The organism is Pseudomonas sp. PP3, assembly GCF_905336995.1.
GTDB classification, from domain to species: Bacteria; Pseudomonadota; Gammaproteobacteria; order Pseudomonadales; family Pseudomonadaceae; genus Aquipseudomonas; species Aquipseudomonas reinekei.
Genome location: NZ_HG995459.1, coordinates 4,441,433 through 4,457,510 on the forward strand (window position 1 = coordinate 4,441,433; position 16,078 = coordinate 4,457,510).

Sequence of the window (16,078 nt, forward strand, 5' to 3'; positions counted from 1 at the left end):
CAAGCTTCGGACGCTTGCTTCTAAAGCTGAAGCGTCCTGCCTGAATCCGACACTAACCAAAATCGTGCTATTTACGGCTGAGCCCCTACCGGACGCGCATACGTGTCAGGGCGCTCGCGATCAAAAACCTCATTTGCCCAAAGCATCACAATCATCTCGTCATCCCCAACATTCGTGATGTCGTGAGTCCAACCCGTCACAGTCTCAACGATCTCAGGCTGCTCTCCAGTGGTGAAAAGCTCATAGAACTCACCAGACAAGATATTCCGGAACCGGAAGCATGCCTTCCCCCGGATAACCAAGAATTTTTCTGTTTTCGAGTGATGGTAATGCCCACCACGAGTGACGCCTGGATGAGCCGTAAAATAGGAGAACTGGCCGCTATCCTGCGTCTTGAGCATCTCCACGAATGTTCCGCGGGGATCTCCATATTTAGGCACGGAATAGGTGAACTTTTCCGGGGGTAGATAGCTGACATAGGTTGAGTAAAGAGCGCGAACCAGCCCCGTACCAACTGGCTCAGTAATCAGACTGGCGCGACTATCACGAAACGCACGCAACTGATCGGCCAATGCACCTACACTAATACTGTACTGCGGTTCGACAGTTGCAAAACTCTCGTCAGACAGCAGCCCATCCATAACCGTGACGAACTTCGCAACCACATCATCAATATAAACAAGATTGATAAGTGCCTGCGGATCGTTGATCTGAATTGGTAAGTCATGAACAATATTATGGCAAAAGGTAGCGACAGCCGAGTTATAGTTAGGCCGAGCCCATTTTCCAAATACATTCGGCAAGCGAAACAAATATACTGGAGATTTCGTTTGCTGCGTCAATGCGAGCAAAGCTTCTTCAGCATTGCGCTTACTAATACCATAAGGATTATCCAACTCGGCCTGACTGGACGAGGTGTAAAGCACAGGAACCGGCTTTACACTAGCGGCAACTGCATCACACAAAACCTTGGTTAAATCTGTGTTTCCACTTATGAACTCCTCCGGACTTTTAGGACGGTTCACACCTGCAAGATGGAATATGAAGTCCGCGTCCCGCACTAGTTCGGGTAGCAGTGAGATATCGTCTGCACGAGTGAAAGGCACAACTTCCACATCCGCTCGCTCACTCAAGTGAGAAATAAGATTTTTTCCTAAAAAACCATTCGACCCCGTGATCAATACTTTCATTGATCATTCCTCCGGAGTCGCATACTCGCCACGCTGGATGGCACGCATGAACTCAAGTTTCAACAGCAACTGCTTCATGCCTTCAACATCCAGGCGTTCTGTATTATGGGAGTTGTAGTCTTCAGTTCTAGAAATCTTCTCTTCACCTTGCTCGACGAATTTCGAGTAATTCAAATCGCGCAAATCTGGTGGTACACGATAGTACTCGCCACGATCTTCGGCACACGCCATTTCTTCACGACTCAAAAGCGCTTCAAAGAGCTTCTCTCCGTGGCGGGTACCTATCACCTGTATTGGGTGATCTGGCTTCTTGAGCATTTGTGTCAGTGCCTTGGCCAAGACCTCAACAGTGGCAGCAGGCGCTTTCTGCACGAAAAGATCACCATTACTACCATGCTCGAAGGCATAAAGAACCAGATCGACCGCGTCAGCCAGCGTCATCATGAAACGAGTCATGTTCGGATCGGTCAGCGTCAATGGCTTTCCATCACGAATTTGCTGAATTAACAGAGGAATGACAGAACCCCGTGACGCCATCACATTGCCATAGCGAGTCCCGCAAATAACGGTTTTATTGTCGTCTGCATTGCGAGACTTTGCGACCATGACCTTTTCCATCATCGCTTTGGAGATGCCCATAGCGTTGATTGGATAAACCGCTTTATCGGTACTCAGACAGACAACTCGCTTGACCTCGTTCTGGATAGCAGCCTCAAGCAGATTCTCGGTACCGATCACGTTGGTTTTGACCGCTTCCATAGGGTGAAACTCGCAGGAAGGTACCTGCTTGAGTGCCGCCGCGTGAAAAATGTAGTCGACCCCCCTTGTCGCATTGAGGACACTTTGATAGTCGCGAACGTCGCCGATGTAGAACTTAAGCTTCGAACTGGCGTAATGCTTACGCATGTCATCTTGCTTTTTTTCGTCGCGACTGAAAATCCGGATTTCAGCGATGTCAGAGTCGAGGAAGCGCTTCAGCACCGCATTGCCAAATGATCCGGTACCGCCAGTGATCAACAATTTCTTATCGCTAAAAATAGTCAACTATAATTCTCCATAAAATTTACAATTTTTCGACCGACGGCGGCGCTAGACTTGCGTTCCAAAGCCCAAATTTTACCACACGCCGCCTTCCGCAACAAAAGCTGCTGGTCCGCGTTATCAATCGCCTTCAAGGCATCACTGATACCGGAAACTGAAAATTGCTCGATCACATTAAAAAATTCAAAGTATTCGTCAGGAATCCCACTCAAACGAGTGGTTAACACCGGGACGCCGCTTACCAGATACTCCAGCAACTTGGAGGGGAACGAGTAGCGGGTATAAGTCTCTTTTGGATCACGAGTCAAAACCAGAAGTGCTGAACGAGATTGAATCGATGAAACCTCTGCTGGACTAATATTCCCAAGGTATTTAACGGCAGGGCATCGCTTCGTAGCCTCGACAATAAACTCTTCCAGATCTCCACGCCCGCAAAGCCAAAGCTCATAATCGAGATTAGATTGAATAAAGCCCTCAACAAGCTCGGCAATACCGTAAGCTCTATTCAACCCTCCGCCGTAGAAAATCACTTTCTTGGCTGGCATTTCCCGTTCGTAGGAAATTGTATCACTGGCGGAGTTCGCCCCCCCTGCGATGCCTTCAAGAACCAGATAGGGCTTTCCGGACCATGCTTTATTATCCTCCACCATATGTTTACTAACTACAAACAACCCTGAAGATGCACTCATCAGGTGATCAATAATACCACCATCAACTTTTTTCATGAATTTCAAAAGCCACGACCTTCTCATCCCCATATCCATAAAGGAAGGCAAGTCCGGTACATATACGAAAAAAGGAATATTGAAAAATTTTCTGAACAGATAAGCCGCCAACAAATTTGGAGTATGCGCAGCATACACACACACCGCATCGACGCCACCGCGTCTAATCCGGCCAAGTTCAAAAATCGCACCCAAGAATCTAGAAACCAGCTTGAGAATTGGCAAATTCAATAGGGGCGTCACGACACCTTTACCCATCGCATCAATAAAGTGCGAGCCTGGAAAGTATATCTTTTTGTTTCGCGGGTAAGTTGAAACAGCAATACTGGCAACCGACTCGACGTTAACACCACCTACATTCAAGGCCTGCCTAAACCGGCATTCTAACTTATAAGCCGCCACCTGTGGAAAAGGATCATCCTTTGAAAATTGCTCAAAATATTGATCCCCGACATAGAAACCTAACAAAGCCACCCGCTTGCTCATCCGCCCCTCCCTTGCGACTCCCTGAAACGATGCTTATGTAGCCGAGACATGCTTTGATGACTCACGCAAAAAGTGCGCCCTACGAGCGCACCGATTGCCTACTGATATTATTTTCTTGCGACCACTAGCGAGCCTTTATAGAATCCAAACAGATAACGATACCCAGTAAAAACAAACAACATCAGAAAAACCCAAAGTAATCCATGATCATAAATAATTGGGCCTTCCAAGGGTAATTGAGAGTAATGATACCCAGCTATGCCCCCTGTAATTGCTAGCGCTCCCGTCACGGCATTCGCATGTAGTGGCAGGCACGTAAACAACGCGAGCACAAAAGAACCAAAAACGAGAAAACCAATGGCTACCGGCCATCCCCCCAATGCATATCCGGAAATATGAACAGCAGCAGGAGCAGTACCTCGCCCATTGAAACCATCATTAAACATCCTGGTATAAATAAATGTACTTGGACGACATGCAGGTCCAACTTTAGCCTGCGCTAGAACGCCGCCACACACTGCACCTTCCGTTGTAAACACTTGATAGTAATAGGGATAAATTATTGCCATGCGGTTAACTGCAGCAAATATTAACATTGGTGCATTTTTCGTTGCTGCCGCGCCAACATTCGCGACCTGAGTACGTGAAACATTTGGAACTGCTGACGATTCAAGCGCGGCCGCCTGATTAGGGTCTGTTGCGGCTAGACGAAATACAAATGCCGAGATCAATAGATAAACGGCAATTAGCAGGATCCCTCCAAGCGCAGTTTTCAAATAAGCATATCGTTTAGCGTAGACAAAAATAGTTAGGACCAAGCCTGCATAAAAAATAAGGATAGGCCATTTCATATTCAGCATGATCAAAAATGCGGACATGACTATACCATTAAAGATGCTAGCCCCAACCCAAAACCAACTTCTCTCCCGCATCCATCGCACTAAAGAGTAAATAGACAAGAAGTGAAGGAGCGACATCAGGACCATCAATGGAAAAAAACCAACCTGACTTCTAATCTTGAAACGCGCCACCACTGACGCCACAGCATCAGCACCATTTAAAAACAGAGTAAATGCATCGGCCTTCACTAACGCATATAACACAATGCCATAGCACACAGCCAATATGAAAGAATATTCTACCTTAGTAAACTCTGCCACAAAGCGGGACAAATCTAAAACTATCTTTCCCGCCCCCCTCTTCACCAATATCACGACTAAAGGTGTTAATACGAACGGCAGAAATAGCAACGCCCAGTACCCAGGAGTGAACAGGGTATCGAAACCCAATATATCTGCGGTATATTCACTCCTTAATAACTGCGTTTTCCCGAAAGGAAAACTATAAATTATATTACCCAGAACAACGGTAAAAAAATAAGCTATAAGAAATATAATCGGAGCTAAGTTTCTTGATACCCACACTCTAAATTTATTTAATAACGTCATTATTTTTACCTGCCTGCCTAACACAATTAACTAACGATTCTCGTTCAAACCGCATATTCACTACTGATTCTGACGAGGCCTGGACCTATATTAGCGTTCACCAAACATTTCACCGAGCAAACTCACTCCACCGAACTCCTTTCCAGAGAGCTACGAGACTCATACCAGCAAACCCGACCAACCACAATAGTGATGCGACACGCCAATCACTAAAGCCAAACCACTTATTCAATGCGTAATAATAGACAGCTCCTATTACAGCAGTCAAAAGAGAAACGATTAGCGGCATTACCACGCAGCGGTAGATATTTATTTTCTTAAGAATGCTATAAGCCACCAGAAAAAAATATAGACACTGGGCAAGCATTAGACCCATTGAAATCCCGTAAAGCCCCCAGAACTTCCCCCCAATATGAGAGAAGACGACTGAAGCCAGCGCCGAACCTACAGAAAACACCGCCAACAACTTCATTCTGCGATGCACTTCCAACCTCTTCTGCACATACACGGAAGATGAGTTAAGAAACACACTAAAAAAAGAGAAAAAAACGATCAAAAAAGATACGTCGATCGATTTGCCAGTCAGACGCTCAAAGAAATCGAACCCAACAAAACTTAACGCACACCAAAGGAGCGAAAACGTGACTATGAGGAAACCGAAGGAAGTCTCTAAAATACTTGCTGCGAAGCGCTTCTCCCTGAATCGCTTGATCACCAATGGGTGCACCACCATCAGCAGCGGCATGCTTAATAAACCTGCCCCCCCTGCAAATAAATCTTTCAGTGACAAATAAGTATCACCACCCTCAATACCATAATATCCAATCGCAAATCGATCCGCAGCAGCCATAACCAGCATGCCAAATATCCAAGGAGATAGCGCTGCACCATATTGATACAAAGAACTTACTACGGATTTGAATTGTTCGTAAAAACCTAAAGGATTAGAAAAGCCATACTTGTTGACAGTGCTATACAGAAGGATAGAACATGCAGAAACATATCCAACCATCAACGCAACTAATGCATACCGAAAATCAACGCCCAGTACATCAAACAAGGTAAATATCAATATTGCCTGTATCCCAGCCTGAAGGACAGCAGCCTTCAATTGCTGCCAAACCAGAAAATCCGCTTGGCACACAGACGAGAGAAAGAAAAATAATATTTGACTGACGCATAACCCCCAGACACAGATAAAAACAAAATCATCTTCAACAAAAAAAACACAAACCGTAGCCGCCAATAAGCCCGCTACGGGAGCTATAAGAAAAATCACCGCGAGACAACTAGAAAAAAAACTTCTTTTATCCTCACTGCCTGAAAAATAATAAACAAAGGAGTTACCTACCCATCCTGCAAATAACTGTGCCGCTATCAATGCAGAGGTCACACAGATGGAATAACTGACGTACTGTCCATCTGGGAAAAATTTATACAGAAAAAAAACGAAAAAGATCCCCATAAAAGCAGGGATCAGCTTCACAGGCACATACAAAAAAAATTTTGACAAGAATGAGTTATTATTCATTTATTGACCAAAGGCATACCGTTCCGCACCCTATTAAATACTTGCTATAGATCTCAAGCCTTCTGGCACTCAATGTAAACTTGAGATGGAGGCACTTTGATATCTGAAATACCAAAGGCAAGCACTGTAGACTTAATTTCATGCTGATTCGTCCGAGCACTAGATATGAATCGCTGCGCATATCGCCAGACTCACGATAGCGAACTCAAATTTTAGCACCATCTAGCTAGCCGGTGAGCTTCGCATGTTTGATTAAGCCACACAAGGATCGAACCAGGTTGCGCAAGGCGGCCTTTGCAGGCAATTCTTTGCCCTTCCTAACTCTCTAGAGAGGAACCAGAGGCAATACTTAAGCCAGATTTTTTCGGCGAATTCGTGACGATCGGCCCAATAGCCAGCTGATACAGGGTCCGATCAACATACCAATCAGCAATGCAATCAGGGCAATCGCTGACATCGGCAGTCGGGGCCCCGCCCACCCAAGATACTGCAATGCAACCGATTGCTGATTCTCAAGTATGAAGACCAGTATCGCCAACGCCAGCATCAGAAGGAATACCGCGAGCGATACGCGCTTAAGATTACGCATCAGCATCCCCTTGCGTTGCAATAACGATCAAAGACCTTCCTCCTCATCCTCATTCACCCTGTCTCGCAACTCTTTGCCCGGCTTAAAATGGGGAACAAACTTACCATCCAGGCTAACCGACTGACCTGTTTTTGGATTGCGGCCTACGCGCGGCGCGCGGTAGTGCAAGGAGAAGCTGCCAAAACCACGGATCTCGATGCGATCACCGGTGGCCAGACATTGGGACATTTGCTCAAGCATGGTCTTGATGGCCAGCTCCACATCTTTTGATGAGAGCAGCCCTTGATGGGTGACAATTCGTTCGATCAACTCCGACTTCGTCATATTTTTCCCTTCTTTTTCAAGCAGCTAGGAAAATCGCTCCAGAGGTTTTAGCATGCCCGCATGGATTTGAACAGCCCGAGTTTTGACATCTTTTCACGCATCACACGATGTCGGTTCCACTGCCAGTTACTGCCTCACCTGCAAATCACCAGCATGGTTCGTGTCAGGTAGCCCGCGGGATTGAAGCCGAACGGGAATTCGTCCTCTTCCTTTGCATCATCCGACCTGGTGACGACTTTATAGCCAGCCCCCTTGCACTCCTTCGCTGCGCGCTTGTGACACTTCTCCCAGCCCGAGCCCAGCCCGGAGCAATCAACCTCTATACCGCTGACTCCACGTACCGCATGGGTCTTGGCAGTTGTGGTGCAACCCGCCAGTGTCAGTAATGCTATTGCGACAATGAGCTTGTTCATTCACTTCCTTATGCCAGGCACCCTGCCGAGCGTCGTTCGCTTCTGAATAAGACTAGCTGCAAATAAACGATTGATCCTGTTAAGGAAAGAGACATCCCGAAAGAGGGATTTGTTTCACGCTGTTGCTACGATCCTGATACAGGTCACTGGAACAGCAAATTTCAGGCAAAAAAAAGGGCGACCGAAGTCGCCCTTTTCTACAGAAAGTCAGAACTTAGTTCTGTTTTTCCGCTTGTGCAGCACGCAGCAGGTCACCCAGGGTGGTTGCTACTGGAGCGTCACCAGCTACTGGCTTGTCGCGCAGGCTCTGGATGGCTTCTTTCTCGTCTTCAACGTCTTTCGACTTGATCGAGAGCTGGATTACGCGGCTCTTGCGATCAACGCTGATGATCTTGGCTTCTACTTCTTCGCCTTCTTTCAGAACGTTGCGCGCGTCTTCAACGCGGTCACGGCTGATTTCGGAGGCTTTCAGAGTCGCTTCGATATCGTCGGCCAGAGTGATGATGGCGCCTTTAGCGTCAACTTCTTTCACGATGCCCTTAACGATTGCGCCTTTGTCGTTCTCTTGAACGTACTCGGAAAACGGATCGCTTTCCAGCTGCTTGATGCCCAGGGAGATGCGCTCGCGCTCTGGGTCAACCGACAGGATAACGGTGTCCAGCTCGTCGCCCTTCTTGAAACGGCGTACGGCTTCTTCGCCCACTTCGTTCCAGGAGATGTCGGACAGGTGAACCAGGCCGTCGATGCCGCCGTCCAGACCAATGAAGATACCGAAATCGGTGATCGACTTGATGGTGCCGGAGATTTTATCGCCCTTGTTGAACTGGCCAGAGAAATCTTCCCACGGGTTAGATTTGCACTGCTTGATGCCCAGGGAGATACGACGACGCTCTTCGTCGATGTCCAGAACCATAACTTCCACTTCGTCGCCGACTTGTACGACTTTCGAAGGGTGGATGTTCTTGTTGGTCCAGTCCATTTCGGAAACGTGTACCAGACCTTCAACGCCTTCTTCCAGCTCAGCGAAGCAGCCGTAGTCGGTCAGGTTGGTTACACGAGCGGTAACGCGAGTGCTTTCTGGGTAACGGGCTTTGATAGCAACCCATGGATCTTCGCCCAGTTGCTTCAGGCCCAGGGAAACACGATTGCGTTCGCGATCGTACTTCAGAACCTTGACATCGATCTCGTCGCCAACGTTGACGATTTCGGAAGGATGCTTGATACGCTTCCAAGCCATGTCGGTAATGTGCAGCAGGCCATCGACGCCACCCAGATCGACGAATGCGCCGTAATCGGTGAGGTTCTTGACGATACCTTTGACTTGTTGGCCTTCCTGCAGGGATTCCAGCAGAGCTTCGCGCTCGGCGGAGTTCTCGGCTTCCAGGACGCTACGACGGGAAACGACAACGTTGTTGCGCTTCTGGTCCAGCTTGATGACCTTGAATTCCAGCTCTTTGCCTTCCAGGTGCGTGGTGTCGCGCACTGGACGGACGTCAACCAGAGAACCTGGCAGGAACGCACGGATGCCGTTAACGTCGACAGTGAAGCCGCCTTTAACCTTACCGTTGATAACGCCCTTGACCACTTCTTCGGCTGCGAAGGCTGCTTCCAGAACAATCCAGCATTCAGCGCGCTTGGCTTTTTCACGGGACAGCTTGGTTTCACCAAAGCCGTCTTCAACCGAGTCCAGAGCAACGTGAACTTCGTCACCGACGTTGATAGTCAGGTCGCCAGCGTCGTTGTAGAACTGCTCAAGCGGGATGAGTGCTTCAGACTTCAGGCCAGCGTGAACGGTTACCCAGCGAGCTTGGTAATCGATATCAACGATAACACCGGTGATGATGGAGCCTGCCTGAAGGTTCAGGGTTTTTAGGCTTTCTTCAAAGAGTTCCGCAAAGCTTTCGCTCATTTTAATTCCTGTTGATGAGGGCGAAGAATACGCCCATCTCCACACCCCAGACGGTGTGGGTTAGTTTCATTTAAAAGAAGCGTCGCAGAACTATGACTGGTCCCCTGCGGCCTTCTTGGTCACCCGGCGATATCGCGAATGGCGATCTCGCTCATGATGCGTTGCAGCACCTGATCGATGGATAATTCCGTGGAATCCAGCTGTATGGCGTCAGCCGCCGGCTTGAGCGGGGCTACCGCTCGCTGGGTGTCACGCTCATCGCGTGCACGTATCTCATCTAGCAGACTCGACAGACTAACACCATCGACTTTGCCCTTCAACTGCAAGTATCGACGGCGCGCACGCTCCTCGGCACTGGCGGTCAGGAAAATCTTCAGCGGCGCGTCCGGAAAAACCACCGTGCCCATGTCGCGACCATCAGCCACCAGGCCCGGCGCTTCCTGAAATGCGCGTTGGCGCTGCAGCAGCGCCTCGCGTACGGCGGGCAATGCAGCCACCTGGGAGGCGCCGGAGCCGACGCTTTCCGTACGGATCACATCGCTGACTTCGTCGCCTTCCAGAATGATGCGCTGCAACTGACCCTCGGTCGCCGCGATGAACTGAACATCCAGATGAGCGGCAAGTTTTTTCAGCAGCTCTTCGTTGGTCAGATCAACGCCGTGGTTATGCGCGGCAAATGCCAGCAGCCGATAAAGCGCACCGGAATCCAGCAGGTTCCAGCCCAGGCGCTTGGCCAGAATCCCGGCTACCGTGCCTTTGCCAGAGCCGCTTGGCCCATCGATGGTGATGACCGGTGCAATGCTGATCACGACTGAGCCTCTTGGGCAACGCGGATACCGACCTGTGCGCACAACGCCAGGAAGTTCGGGAACGACGTCGCGACGTTGGCGCAATCATGGATGCGGATCGGCGCGGTCGCACGCAGCGAAGCCACGCTGAATGCCATGGCAATCCGGTGGTCGCCGTGACCATGCACTTCGCCGCCGCCAATCTGGCCGCCGTCGATAATGATGCCGTCCGGAGTGGGTTGGCACTTGACGCCCAGGGCGAGCAGACCATCGGCCATGACCTGGATACGGTCCGACTCCTTGACCCGCAGTTCTTCGGCGCCGGTCAGCACGGTGCGCCCTTCAGCGCAGGCCGCCGCCACGAACAGCACCGGGAATTCGTCGATCGCCAATGGCACCAGCGCTTCCGGGATTTCGATACCTTTGAGTTTAGCTGCACGTACGCGCAGGTCCGCTACTGGCTCGCCGCCCACTTCACGCTGGTTTTCCAGGGTGATGTCGGCGCCCATCAGACGCAGGATGTCGATGACACCGGTACGGGTCGGGTTGATGCCGACGTGCTCGAGCACCAGTTCCGAGCCTTCAGCGATCGAAGCCGCCACCAGGAAGAATGCCGACGACGAGATATCGCCCGGCACTTCAATGTGGGTCGCGGTCAGCTTGTTGCCGGACTCGACGGAGGCGGTCGCGCCATTGACGGTGACCGGGTAACCGAAGCCGCGCAGCATGCGCTCGGTGTGGTCGCGGGTCGGTGCCGGCTCGGTAACGGTGGTCTTGCCTTCGGCATACAGACCCGCCAGCAGCAGGCAGGATTTAACCTGGGCACTGGCCATCGGCATGGTGTAAGTCAGGCCTTTGAGCTTGTTGCCACCGCGGATGACCATCGGCGGACGGCCTTCGGCGGCGGTTTCGATCACGGCACCCATTTCACGCAGTGGATTGGCCACGCGATTCATCGGGCGCTTGGACAGCGAAGCGTCACCGGTCAGGGTGCTGTCGAAATCCTGCGCGGCCAGCAGGCCGGACAGCAGGCGCATCGAAGTGCCGGAGTTGCCCAGATAGATCGGGCCCGGCGCAGGTTTCAGGCCATGCAGGCCGACACCATGAATGGTCACGCGACCGTGGTGCGGGCCTTCAATGACCACGCCCATGTCACGGAACGCCTGCAAGGTCGCCAGGGCGTCTTCGCCCTCGAGGAAGCCTTCGACTTCGGTGACGCCTTCGGCCAGGGAGCCGAGCATGATCGAACGGTGGGAAATCGATTTGTCACCTGGTACGCGAATCCGACCGGACAGGCGGCCACCAGGTTGAGCCAGGAAAATCAGATCGTTGGAATTCATAGCGTCCACATAGGCCCGACGGGCCAGGATTTTACTGAAATGCTCGCGGGCAACCCGGGCGCGAGTGAAAACGCCCAACAATTGGTGCCCATCCCCTGCATCGACCGCGTCGCGCAAGGCGTCGAGGTCGCTGCGAAATGTATCGAGTGTGCGCAGGACAGCTTCGCGGTTGGCGAGGAAGATGTCGTGCCACATGACCGGGTCGCTTCCGGCGATTCTTGTGAAATCGCGGAAACCGCCCGCAGCGTAACGGAAGATCTCAAGATTTTCATTGCGCTTGGCCAACGAATCGACCAAGCCGAACGCCAACAGGTGCGGAAGGTGGCTGGTTGCCGCCAACACTTCGTCGTGACGCTCGACCTGCATGTGCTCGACATCGGCGCCCAGTTCGCGCCACAGGCGATCGACCACGGCCAGGGCTTGCGGATCGGTCTGCTCCAGCGGCGTCAGGATCACCTTGTGGCGACGGAACAGCTCAGAGTTGGAGGCTTCCACCCCGCTCTGCTCGGAACCGGCAATCGGGTGCCCCGGCACGAAACGCGGTGGCACGCCGCCAAACGCTTGAGTGGCGGCACGGACGACATTGCCCTTGGCGCTGCCGACATCGGTCAGAACCGCCTGCCCCAAGTCCATGCCCGCCAAACGGCCGAGCATTTTCTCCATGGCGAGGATCGGCACAGCCAGCTGAATCACGTCGGCGCCCTGGCAAGCAACCGCCAGGTCTTCTTCGCAGCGATCCACCACACCCAATTCAACCGCCAGCTTGCGCGACTGCGGGTCGAGATCGACCCCGACCACTTCGCGACACAAGCCACTTTCGCGCAAACCCTTGGCAAACGAACCGCCGATCAATCCCAGACCGACCACCACCAGGCGCCCGATCATAGGTTCAGCAGATTGCAGTGCAGTGACATCAACCACGAGCCAGAACCTTGGTCAGCGCCTCAAGGAAGCGGCTGTTCTCTGCCGGCAGACCGATGGTCACGCGCAGGTGGTTCGGCATGCCGTAGTTGGCCACCGGACGCACGATCACGCCTTCACGCAACAAGCCCTGGAACACCGGAGCCGCGACCTGACCGAGATCGACGCAGATAAAGTTGCCTTTGGACGGAATCCAGCCCAGCCCCAGTTCACGGAAACCCGCTTCCAGTTGCTGCATGCCGGCTTCGTTCAGGCGACGGCTTTCTGCCAGGTATTCTTCATCTTTCAACGCCGCGCAAGCAGCGGCCAAGGCCAGGCTGTTGACGTTGAAGGGCTGGCGTACACGGTTCAGCACATCGGCCACTACCGCGGTGGACAAGCCGTAACCGACGCGCAGCGACGCCAGGCCGTAGGCCTTGGAGAACGTACGCGAGACCAGCAGGTTCGGATAAGCTGCGAGGAAATCCAGACCATCCGGCAGGTCGCTGCCTTCGGCGTACTCAATGTAGGCCTCGTCCAGCACCACCAGCACGTGCTCGGGAACATCCTGCAGGAATTCGTCCAGCGCCTCGGCATCGAACCAGGTCCCGGTCGGGTTGTTCGGGTTGGCGATGAACACCACGCGGGTATTGGCGTCGATGGCAGCGAGCATGGCCGGCAGGTCATGCCCCCACTCCTTGGCCGGAACGACCTTGGCCTGGGCGCCGACCGCCTGGGTCGCAATCGGATAAACCGCGAACGCGTGCTCGCTGAACACGGCATTGAGCCCCGGCGCCAGGTAGGCGCGCGCCACCAGCTCGAGAATGTCGTTGGAGCCGTTGCCCAGCGTGACCTGGTTCAGCTCGACGCGGCATTGCCCGGCCAACAGCGATTTGAGCGCGAAACCGTTGCCGTCCGGATAACGGGTCAGCTCGGCCAGTGCGTCGCGGATAGCTGCCAGCGCCTTGGGGCTGGCACCCAGCGGATTTTCGTTGCTCGCCAGTTTGACGATGCTGGCCGGATCGAGATCCAGCTCACGCGCCAGTTCGTCCACGGGTTTGCCCGGAACATAAGGCGAAAGTTGTTGCACGCCCGGCTGTGCCAGAGCGAGGAAATTGCCACTCATTTGCTACCGCCCCTTAGAGAACTGCTTTCGGGTAGGAACCCAGCACTTTGAGTGCTACTGCTTCCTGACTGATCTTTTCCAGCACACCTTTGATCAATGGATCGCGATGGTGGCCAACGAAGTCGATGAAGAACACGTAGGTCCATTTACCGCTGCGCGAAGGACGGGTCTCGATGCGCGTCAGATCGATGCCGTTATCGTGGAACGGCACCAGCAACTCGTGCAGCGCGCCCGGCTTGTTGCTCATGGAAACGATGATCGAGGTTTTGTCGTCGCCGGTCGGCGGCACTTCCTGATTACCGATCATGAGGAAGCGCGTGGAGTTGTCCGGACGGTCCTCGATCTTCTCGGCCAGGCGGGTCAGGCCGTACAGGCCGGCCGCCATATCGCCGGCGATCGCCGCCGAGTTCCACTCACCCTTGACCCGCTTGGCCGCTTCGGCGTTGCTGGACACCGCCACGCGCTCGACATTCGGGTAGTGGGCGTCCAGCCACTTGCGGCACTGGGCCAGGGACTGGGCGTGGGAATAGATGCGGCTGATGCTGTCGGTCTTGGTGTTTTCACCGACCAACAGGTGATGGTGGATGCGCAGCTCGACTTCGCCGCAGATCACCATGTCGTGTTCGAGGAAGCTGTCGAGGGTGTGGTTGACCGCGCCTTCGGTGGAGTTCTCCACCGGAACCACGCCAAAGTTCACCGCACCGGCCGCCACTTCGCGGAACACTTCGTCGATTGCCGCCATCGGCTTGCTGATCACGGCGTGACCGAAGTGCTTCATGGCCGCCGCCTGGGTGAAGGTGCCCTCAGGGCCGAGGTAAGCCACTTTCAGCGGCTGCTCCAGCGCCAGGCACGAAGACATGATTTCGCGGAACAGCCGCGCCATCTCTTCGTTGCCCAGCGGCCCCTGGTTGCGCTCCATCACACGCTTGAGCACCTGAGCTTCGCGCTCAGGACGATAGAACACCGGCACTTCGCCTTCGGCCAGCGAGGCCATCTTTACTCGCGCGACTTCCTGGGCGCAACGCGCACGCTCACTGATCAGCTCCAGGACTTTAGTGTCCAGAGCATCAATGCGAACGCGCAGTGCCTTGAGTTCTTGCTCAGACATTAGCCGTGTTCCTTCTCGAACTCTGCCATGTACGAAACCAGTGCGTTGACCGCAACGATATCGACGGCGTTATAGATGGAGGCGCGCATGCCGCCCACGGAACGGTGACCCTTGAGGTTCAACAGGCCACGTTCGTCGGCACCGGCCAGGAACGGCTTGTCCAGGCGATCGTCAGCCAGACGGAACGGCACGTTCATCCACGAGCGGTCCGACTTGTTGATCGGGTTGCTGTACAGGCCGCTGGCGTCGATGAAGTCGTACAGCGTGCGCTGCTTCACTTCATTGAGCTTGCCGATGGCTTCGACACCGCCCTGCTCCTTGAGCCACTCGAACACCAGGCCGGACAGGTACCAAGCCAGGGTCGGCGGCGTGTTGTACATCGAGCCGTTATCGGCGGCGACCTTGTAGTTGAGCATGGTCGGGCACAGCGAACGGGCGTGACCCAGCAGGTCTTCGCGCACGATGTTGACCACGATGCCGCTCGGGCCGATGTTTTTCTGCGCGCCGGCGTAGATCATGCCGAAACGGGAAATATCCACCGGGCGCGACAGGATGTCCGAGGACATGTCGGCCACCAGCGGCACATCACCGGTTTCAGGAATCCACTGGAATTCCAGGCCGCCGATGGTTTCGTTCGGCGCGTAGTGAACGTAGGCCGCGTCTTTCGACAGCTTCCATTCGTTCTGGCCGGGAATGGCGAAATAGTCGTAAGGCTTGGCGGTCGCGGCAACGTTGACGTGGCCGTAACGCGAAGCTTCTTCGATGGCTTTCTGCGACCAGATACCGGTGTCGATATAGTCGGCAGAGCCGTTTTCCGGCAGCAGGTTCAGCGGAATCTGGGCAAATTGCTGGCTGGCGCCGCCTTGCAGAAACAGCACTTTGTAGTTCGAGGGAATATTAAGCAGATCACGCAGATCCTGCTCGGCCTTGGTGGCAATGGACACGAACTCATCGCTGCGATGGCTCATTTCCATGACCGACAGGCCCTTGCCGTGCCAGTCGAGAAGTTCACCCTGGGCGCGCTGCAGGACAGCTTCGGGAAGCGCCGCAGGACCGGCACAGAAGTTATAGGCTCTCTTGCTCACATCCAATCTCGCTCTGATCTGGTGGTATCACGCAATAAATCACATTAACAGCCGACACCGGTCCCCTGCTGACAC

14 protein-coding genes are annotated in these 16,078 nt (G+C 53.3%); all 14 read right to left on the reverse strand.

The genetic code is table 11. The features are described 5' to 3' along the window. Positions 1–71: 71 nt before the first annotated feature. On the reverse strand, positions 72–1,190 hold the full coding sequence (locus tag KHO07_RS20270) for a capsular polysaccharide biosynthesis protein CapF (RefSeq protein ID WP_212625326.1): 1,119 nt from the start codon (positions 1,188–1,190) through the stop codon (positions 72–74). A gap of 3 nt (positions 1,191–1,193) precedes the next feature. Next, positions 1,194–2,228 (reverse strand): polysaccharide biosynthesis protein, encoded by a 1,035-nt coding sequence (locus KHO07_RS20275; RefSeq protein ID WP_212627667.1) that lies wholly within the window; start codon positions 2,226–2,228, stop codon positions 1,194–1,196. Between the two features lie 2 nt (positions 2,229–2,230). Further along, positions 2,231–3,442 (reverse strand): glycosyltransferase, encoded by a 1,212-nt coding sequence (locus KHO07_RS20280; RefSeq protein ID WP_212625327.1) that lies wholly within the window; start codon positions 3,440–3,442, stop codon positions 2,231–2,233. A 107-nt stretch (positions 3,443–3,549) separates the two neighbouring features. Further along, positions 3,550–4,890: a hypothetical protein gene (locus KHO07_RS20285; protein ID WP_212625328.1), complete on the reverse strand. Its 1,341-nt coding sequence runs from the start codon at positions 4,888–4,890 to the stop codon at positions 3,550–3,552. A 109-nt stretch (positions 4,891–4,999) separates the two neighbouring features. After that, on the reverse strand, positions 5,000–6,421 hold the full coding sequence (locus KHO07_RS20290; protein ID WP_212625329.1) for a sugar transporter: 1,422 nt from the start codon (positions 6,419–6,421) through the stop codon (positions 5,000–5,002). Between the two features lie 349 nt (positions 6,422–6,770). Then, a complete protein-coding gene (locus tag KHO07_RS20295; protein ID WP_212625330.1) occupies positions 6,771–7,010 on the reverse strand; it encodes a lipopolysaccharide assembly protein LapA domain-containing protein in 240 nt (79 codons plus the stop codon). A gap of 27 nt (positions 7,011–7,037) precedes the next feature. Further along, complete coding sequence (gene ihfB / locus KHO07_RS20300) at positions 7,038–7,334, reverse strand: integration host factor subunit beta (RefSeq protein ID WP_003369729.1); 297 nt, start codon at positions 7,332–7,334, stop codon at positions 7,038–7,040. Between the two features lie 134 nt (positions 7,335–7,468). Continuing rightward, positions 7,469–7,747: a hypothetical protein gene (locus KHO07_RS20305; RefSeq protein ID WP_212625331.1), complete on the reverse strand. Its 279-nt coding sequence runs from the start codon at positions 7,745–7,747 to the stop codon at positions 7,469–7,471. Between the two features lie 214 nt (positions 7,748–7,961). Continuing rightward, on the reverse strand, positions 7,962–9,656 hold the full coding sequence (gene rpsA, locus KHO07_RS20310) for a 30S ribosomal protein S1 (protein WP_008065216.1): 1,695 nt from the start codon (positions 9,654–9,656) through the stop codon (positions 7,962–7,964). A 119-nt stretch (positions 9,657–9,775) separates the two neighbouring features. Next, entirely contained in the window at positions 9,776–10,465 is a 690-nt protein-coding gene (cmk, locus tag KHO07_RS20315) for a (d)CMP kinase (RefSeq protein ID WP_150732400.1), read from the reverse strand. Then, positions 10,462–12,669: a bifunctional prephenate dehydrogenase/3-phosphoshikimate 1-carboxyvinyltransferase gene (locus KHO07_RS20320; RefSeq protein WP_244858312.1), complete on the reverse strand. Its 2,208-nt coding sequence runs from the start codon at positions 12,667–12,669 to the stop codon at positions 10,462–10,464. The genes cmk and KHO07_RS20320 overlap by 4 nt, the downstream gene beginning before the upstream one ends. Before the next feature lie 28 nt (positions 12,670–12,697). Further along, on the reverse strand, positions 12,698–13,810 hold the full coding sequence (hisC, locus tag KHO07_RS20325; protein ID WP_212625333.1) for a histidinol-phosphate transaminase: 1,113 nt from the start codon (positions 13,808–13,810) through the stop codon (positions 12,698–12,700). 13 nt (positions 13,811–13,823) lie between these two features. Then, positions 13,824–14,918 carry a prephenate dehydratase gene (pheA, locus tag KHO07_RS20330; protein ID WP_016770924.1) on the reverse strand — a complete coding sequence of 365 codons (1,095 nt, stop codon included), beginning with the start codon at positions 14,916–14,918 and terminating at the stop codon, positions 13,824–13,826. Further along, positions 14,918–16,003, reverse strand: a complete 1,086-nt coding sequence (gene serC / locus KHO07_RS20335; RefSeq protein WP_150732397.1) for a 3-phosphoserine/phosphohydroxythreonine transaminase — start codon at positions 16,001–16,003, stop codon at positions 14,918–14,920. Before serC ends, pheA begins: the two co-directional genes overlap by 1 nt. Between the last annotated feature and the right edge of the window lie 75 nt (positions 16,004–16,078).

Excerpts from the sequence above, each read along its gene's own strand:
- pheA (WP_016770924.1), bottom strand. The coding sequence starts at position 14,918 with ATGTCTGAGCAAGAACTCAAGGCACTGCGCGTTCGCATTGATGCTCTG.
- KHO07_RS20290 (WP_212625329.1), bottom strand. The coding sequence starts at position 6,421 with ATGAATAATAACTCATTCTTGTCAAAATTTTTTTTGTATGTGCCTGTG.
- rpsA (WP_008065216.1), bottom strand. The coding sequence starts at position 9,656 with ATGAGCGAAAGCTTTGCGGAACTCTTTGAAGAAAGCCTAAAAACCCTG.
- KHO07_RS20285 (WP_212625328.1), bottom strand. The coding sequence starts at position 4,890 with ATGACGTTATTAAATAAATTTAGAGTGTGGGTATCAAGAAACTTAGCT.
- KHO07_RS20320 (WP_244858312.1), bottom strand. The coding sequence starts at position 12,669 with ATGATCGGGCGCCTGGTGGTGGTCGGTCTGGGATTGATCGGCGGTTCG.
- KHO07_RS20280 (WP_212625327.1), bottom strand. The coding sequence starts at position 3,442 with ATGAGCAAGCGGGTGGCTTTGTTAGGTTTCTATGTCGGGGATCAATAT.
- KHO07_RS20305 (WP_212625331.1), bottom strand. The coding sequence starts at position 7,747 with ATGAACAAGCTCATTGTCGCAATAGCATTACTGACACTGGCGGGTTGC.
- ihfB (WP_003369729.1), bottom strand. The coding sequence starts at position 7,334 with ATGACGAAGTCGGAGTTGATCGAACGAATTGTCACCCATCAAGGGCTG.
- KHO07_RS20270 (WP_212625326.1), bottom strand. The coding sequence starts at position 1,190 with ATGAAAGTATTGATCACGGGGTCGAATGGTTTTTTAGGAAAAAATCTT.
- KHO07_RS20295 (WP_212625330.1), bottom strand. The coding sequence starts at position 7,010 with ATGCGTAATCTTAAGCGCGTATCGCTCGCGGTATTCCTTCTGATGCTG.
- hisC (WP_212625333.1), bottom strand. The coding sequence starts at position 13,810 with ATGAGTGGCAATTTCCTCGCTCTGGCACAGCCGGGCGTGCAACAACTT.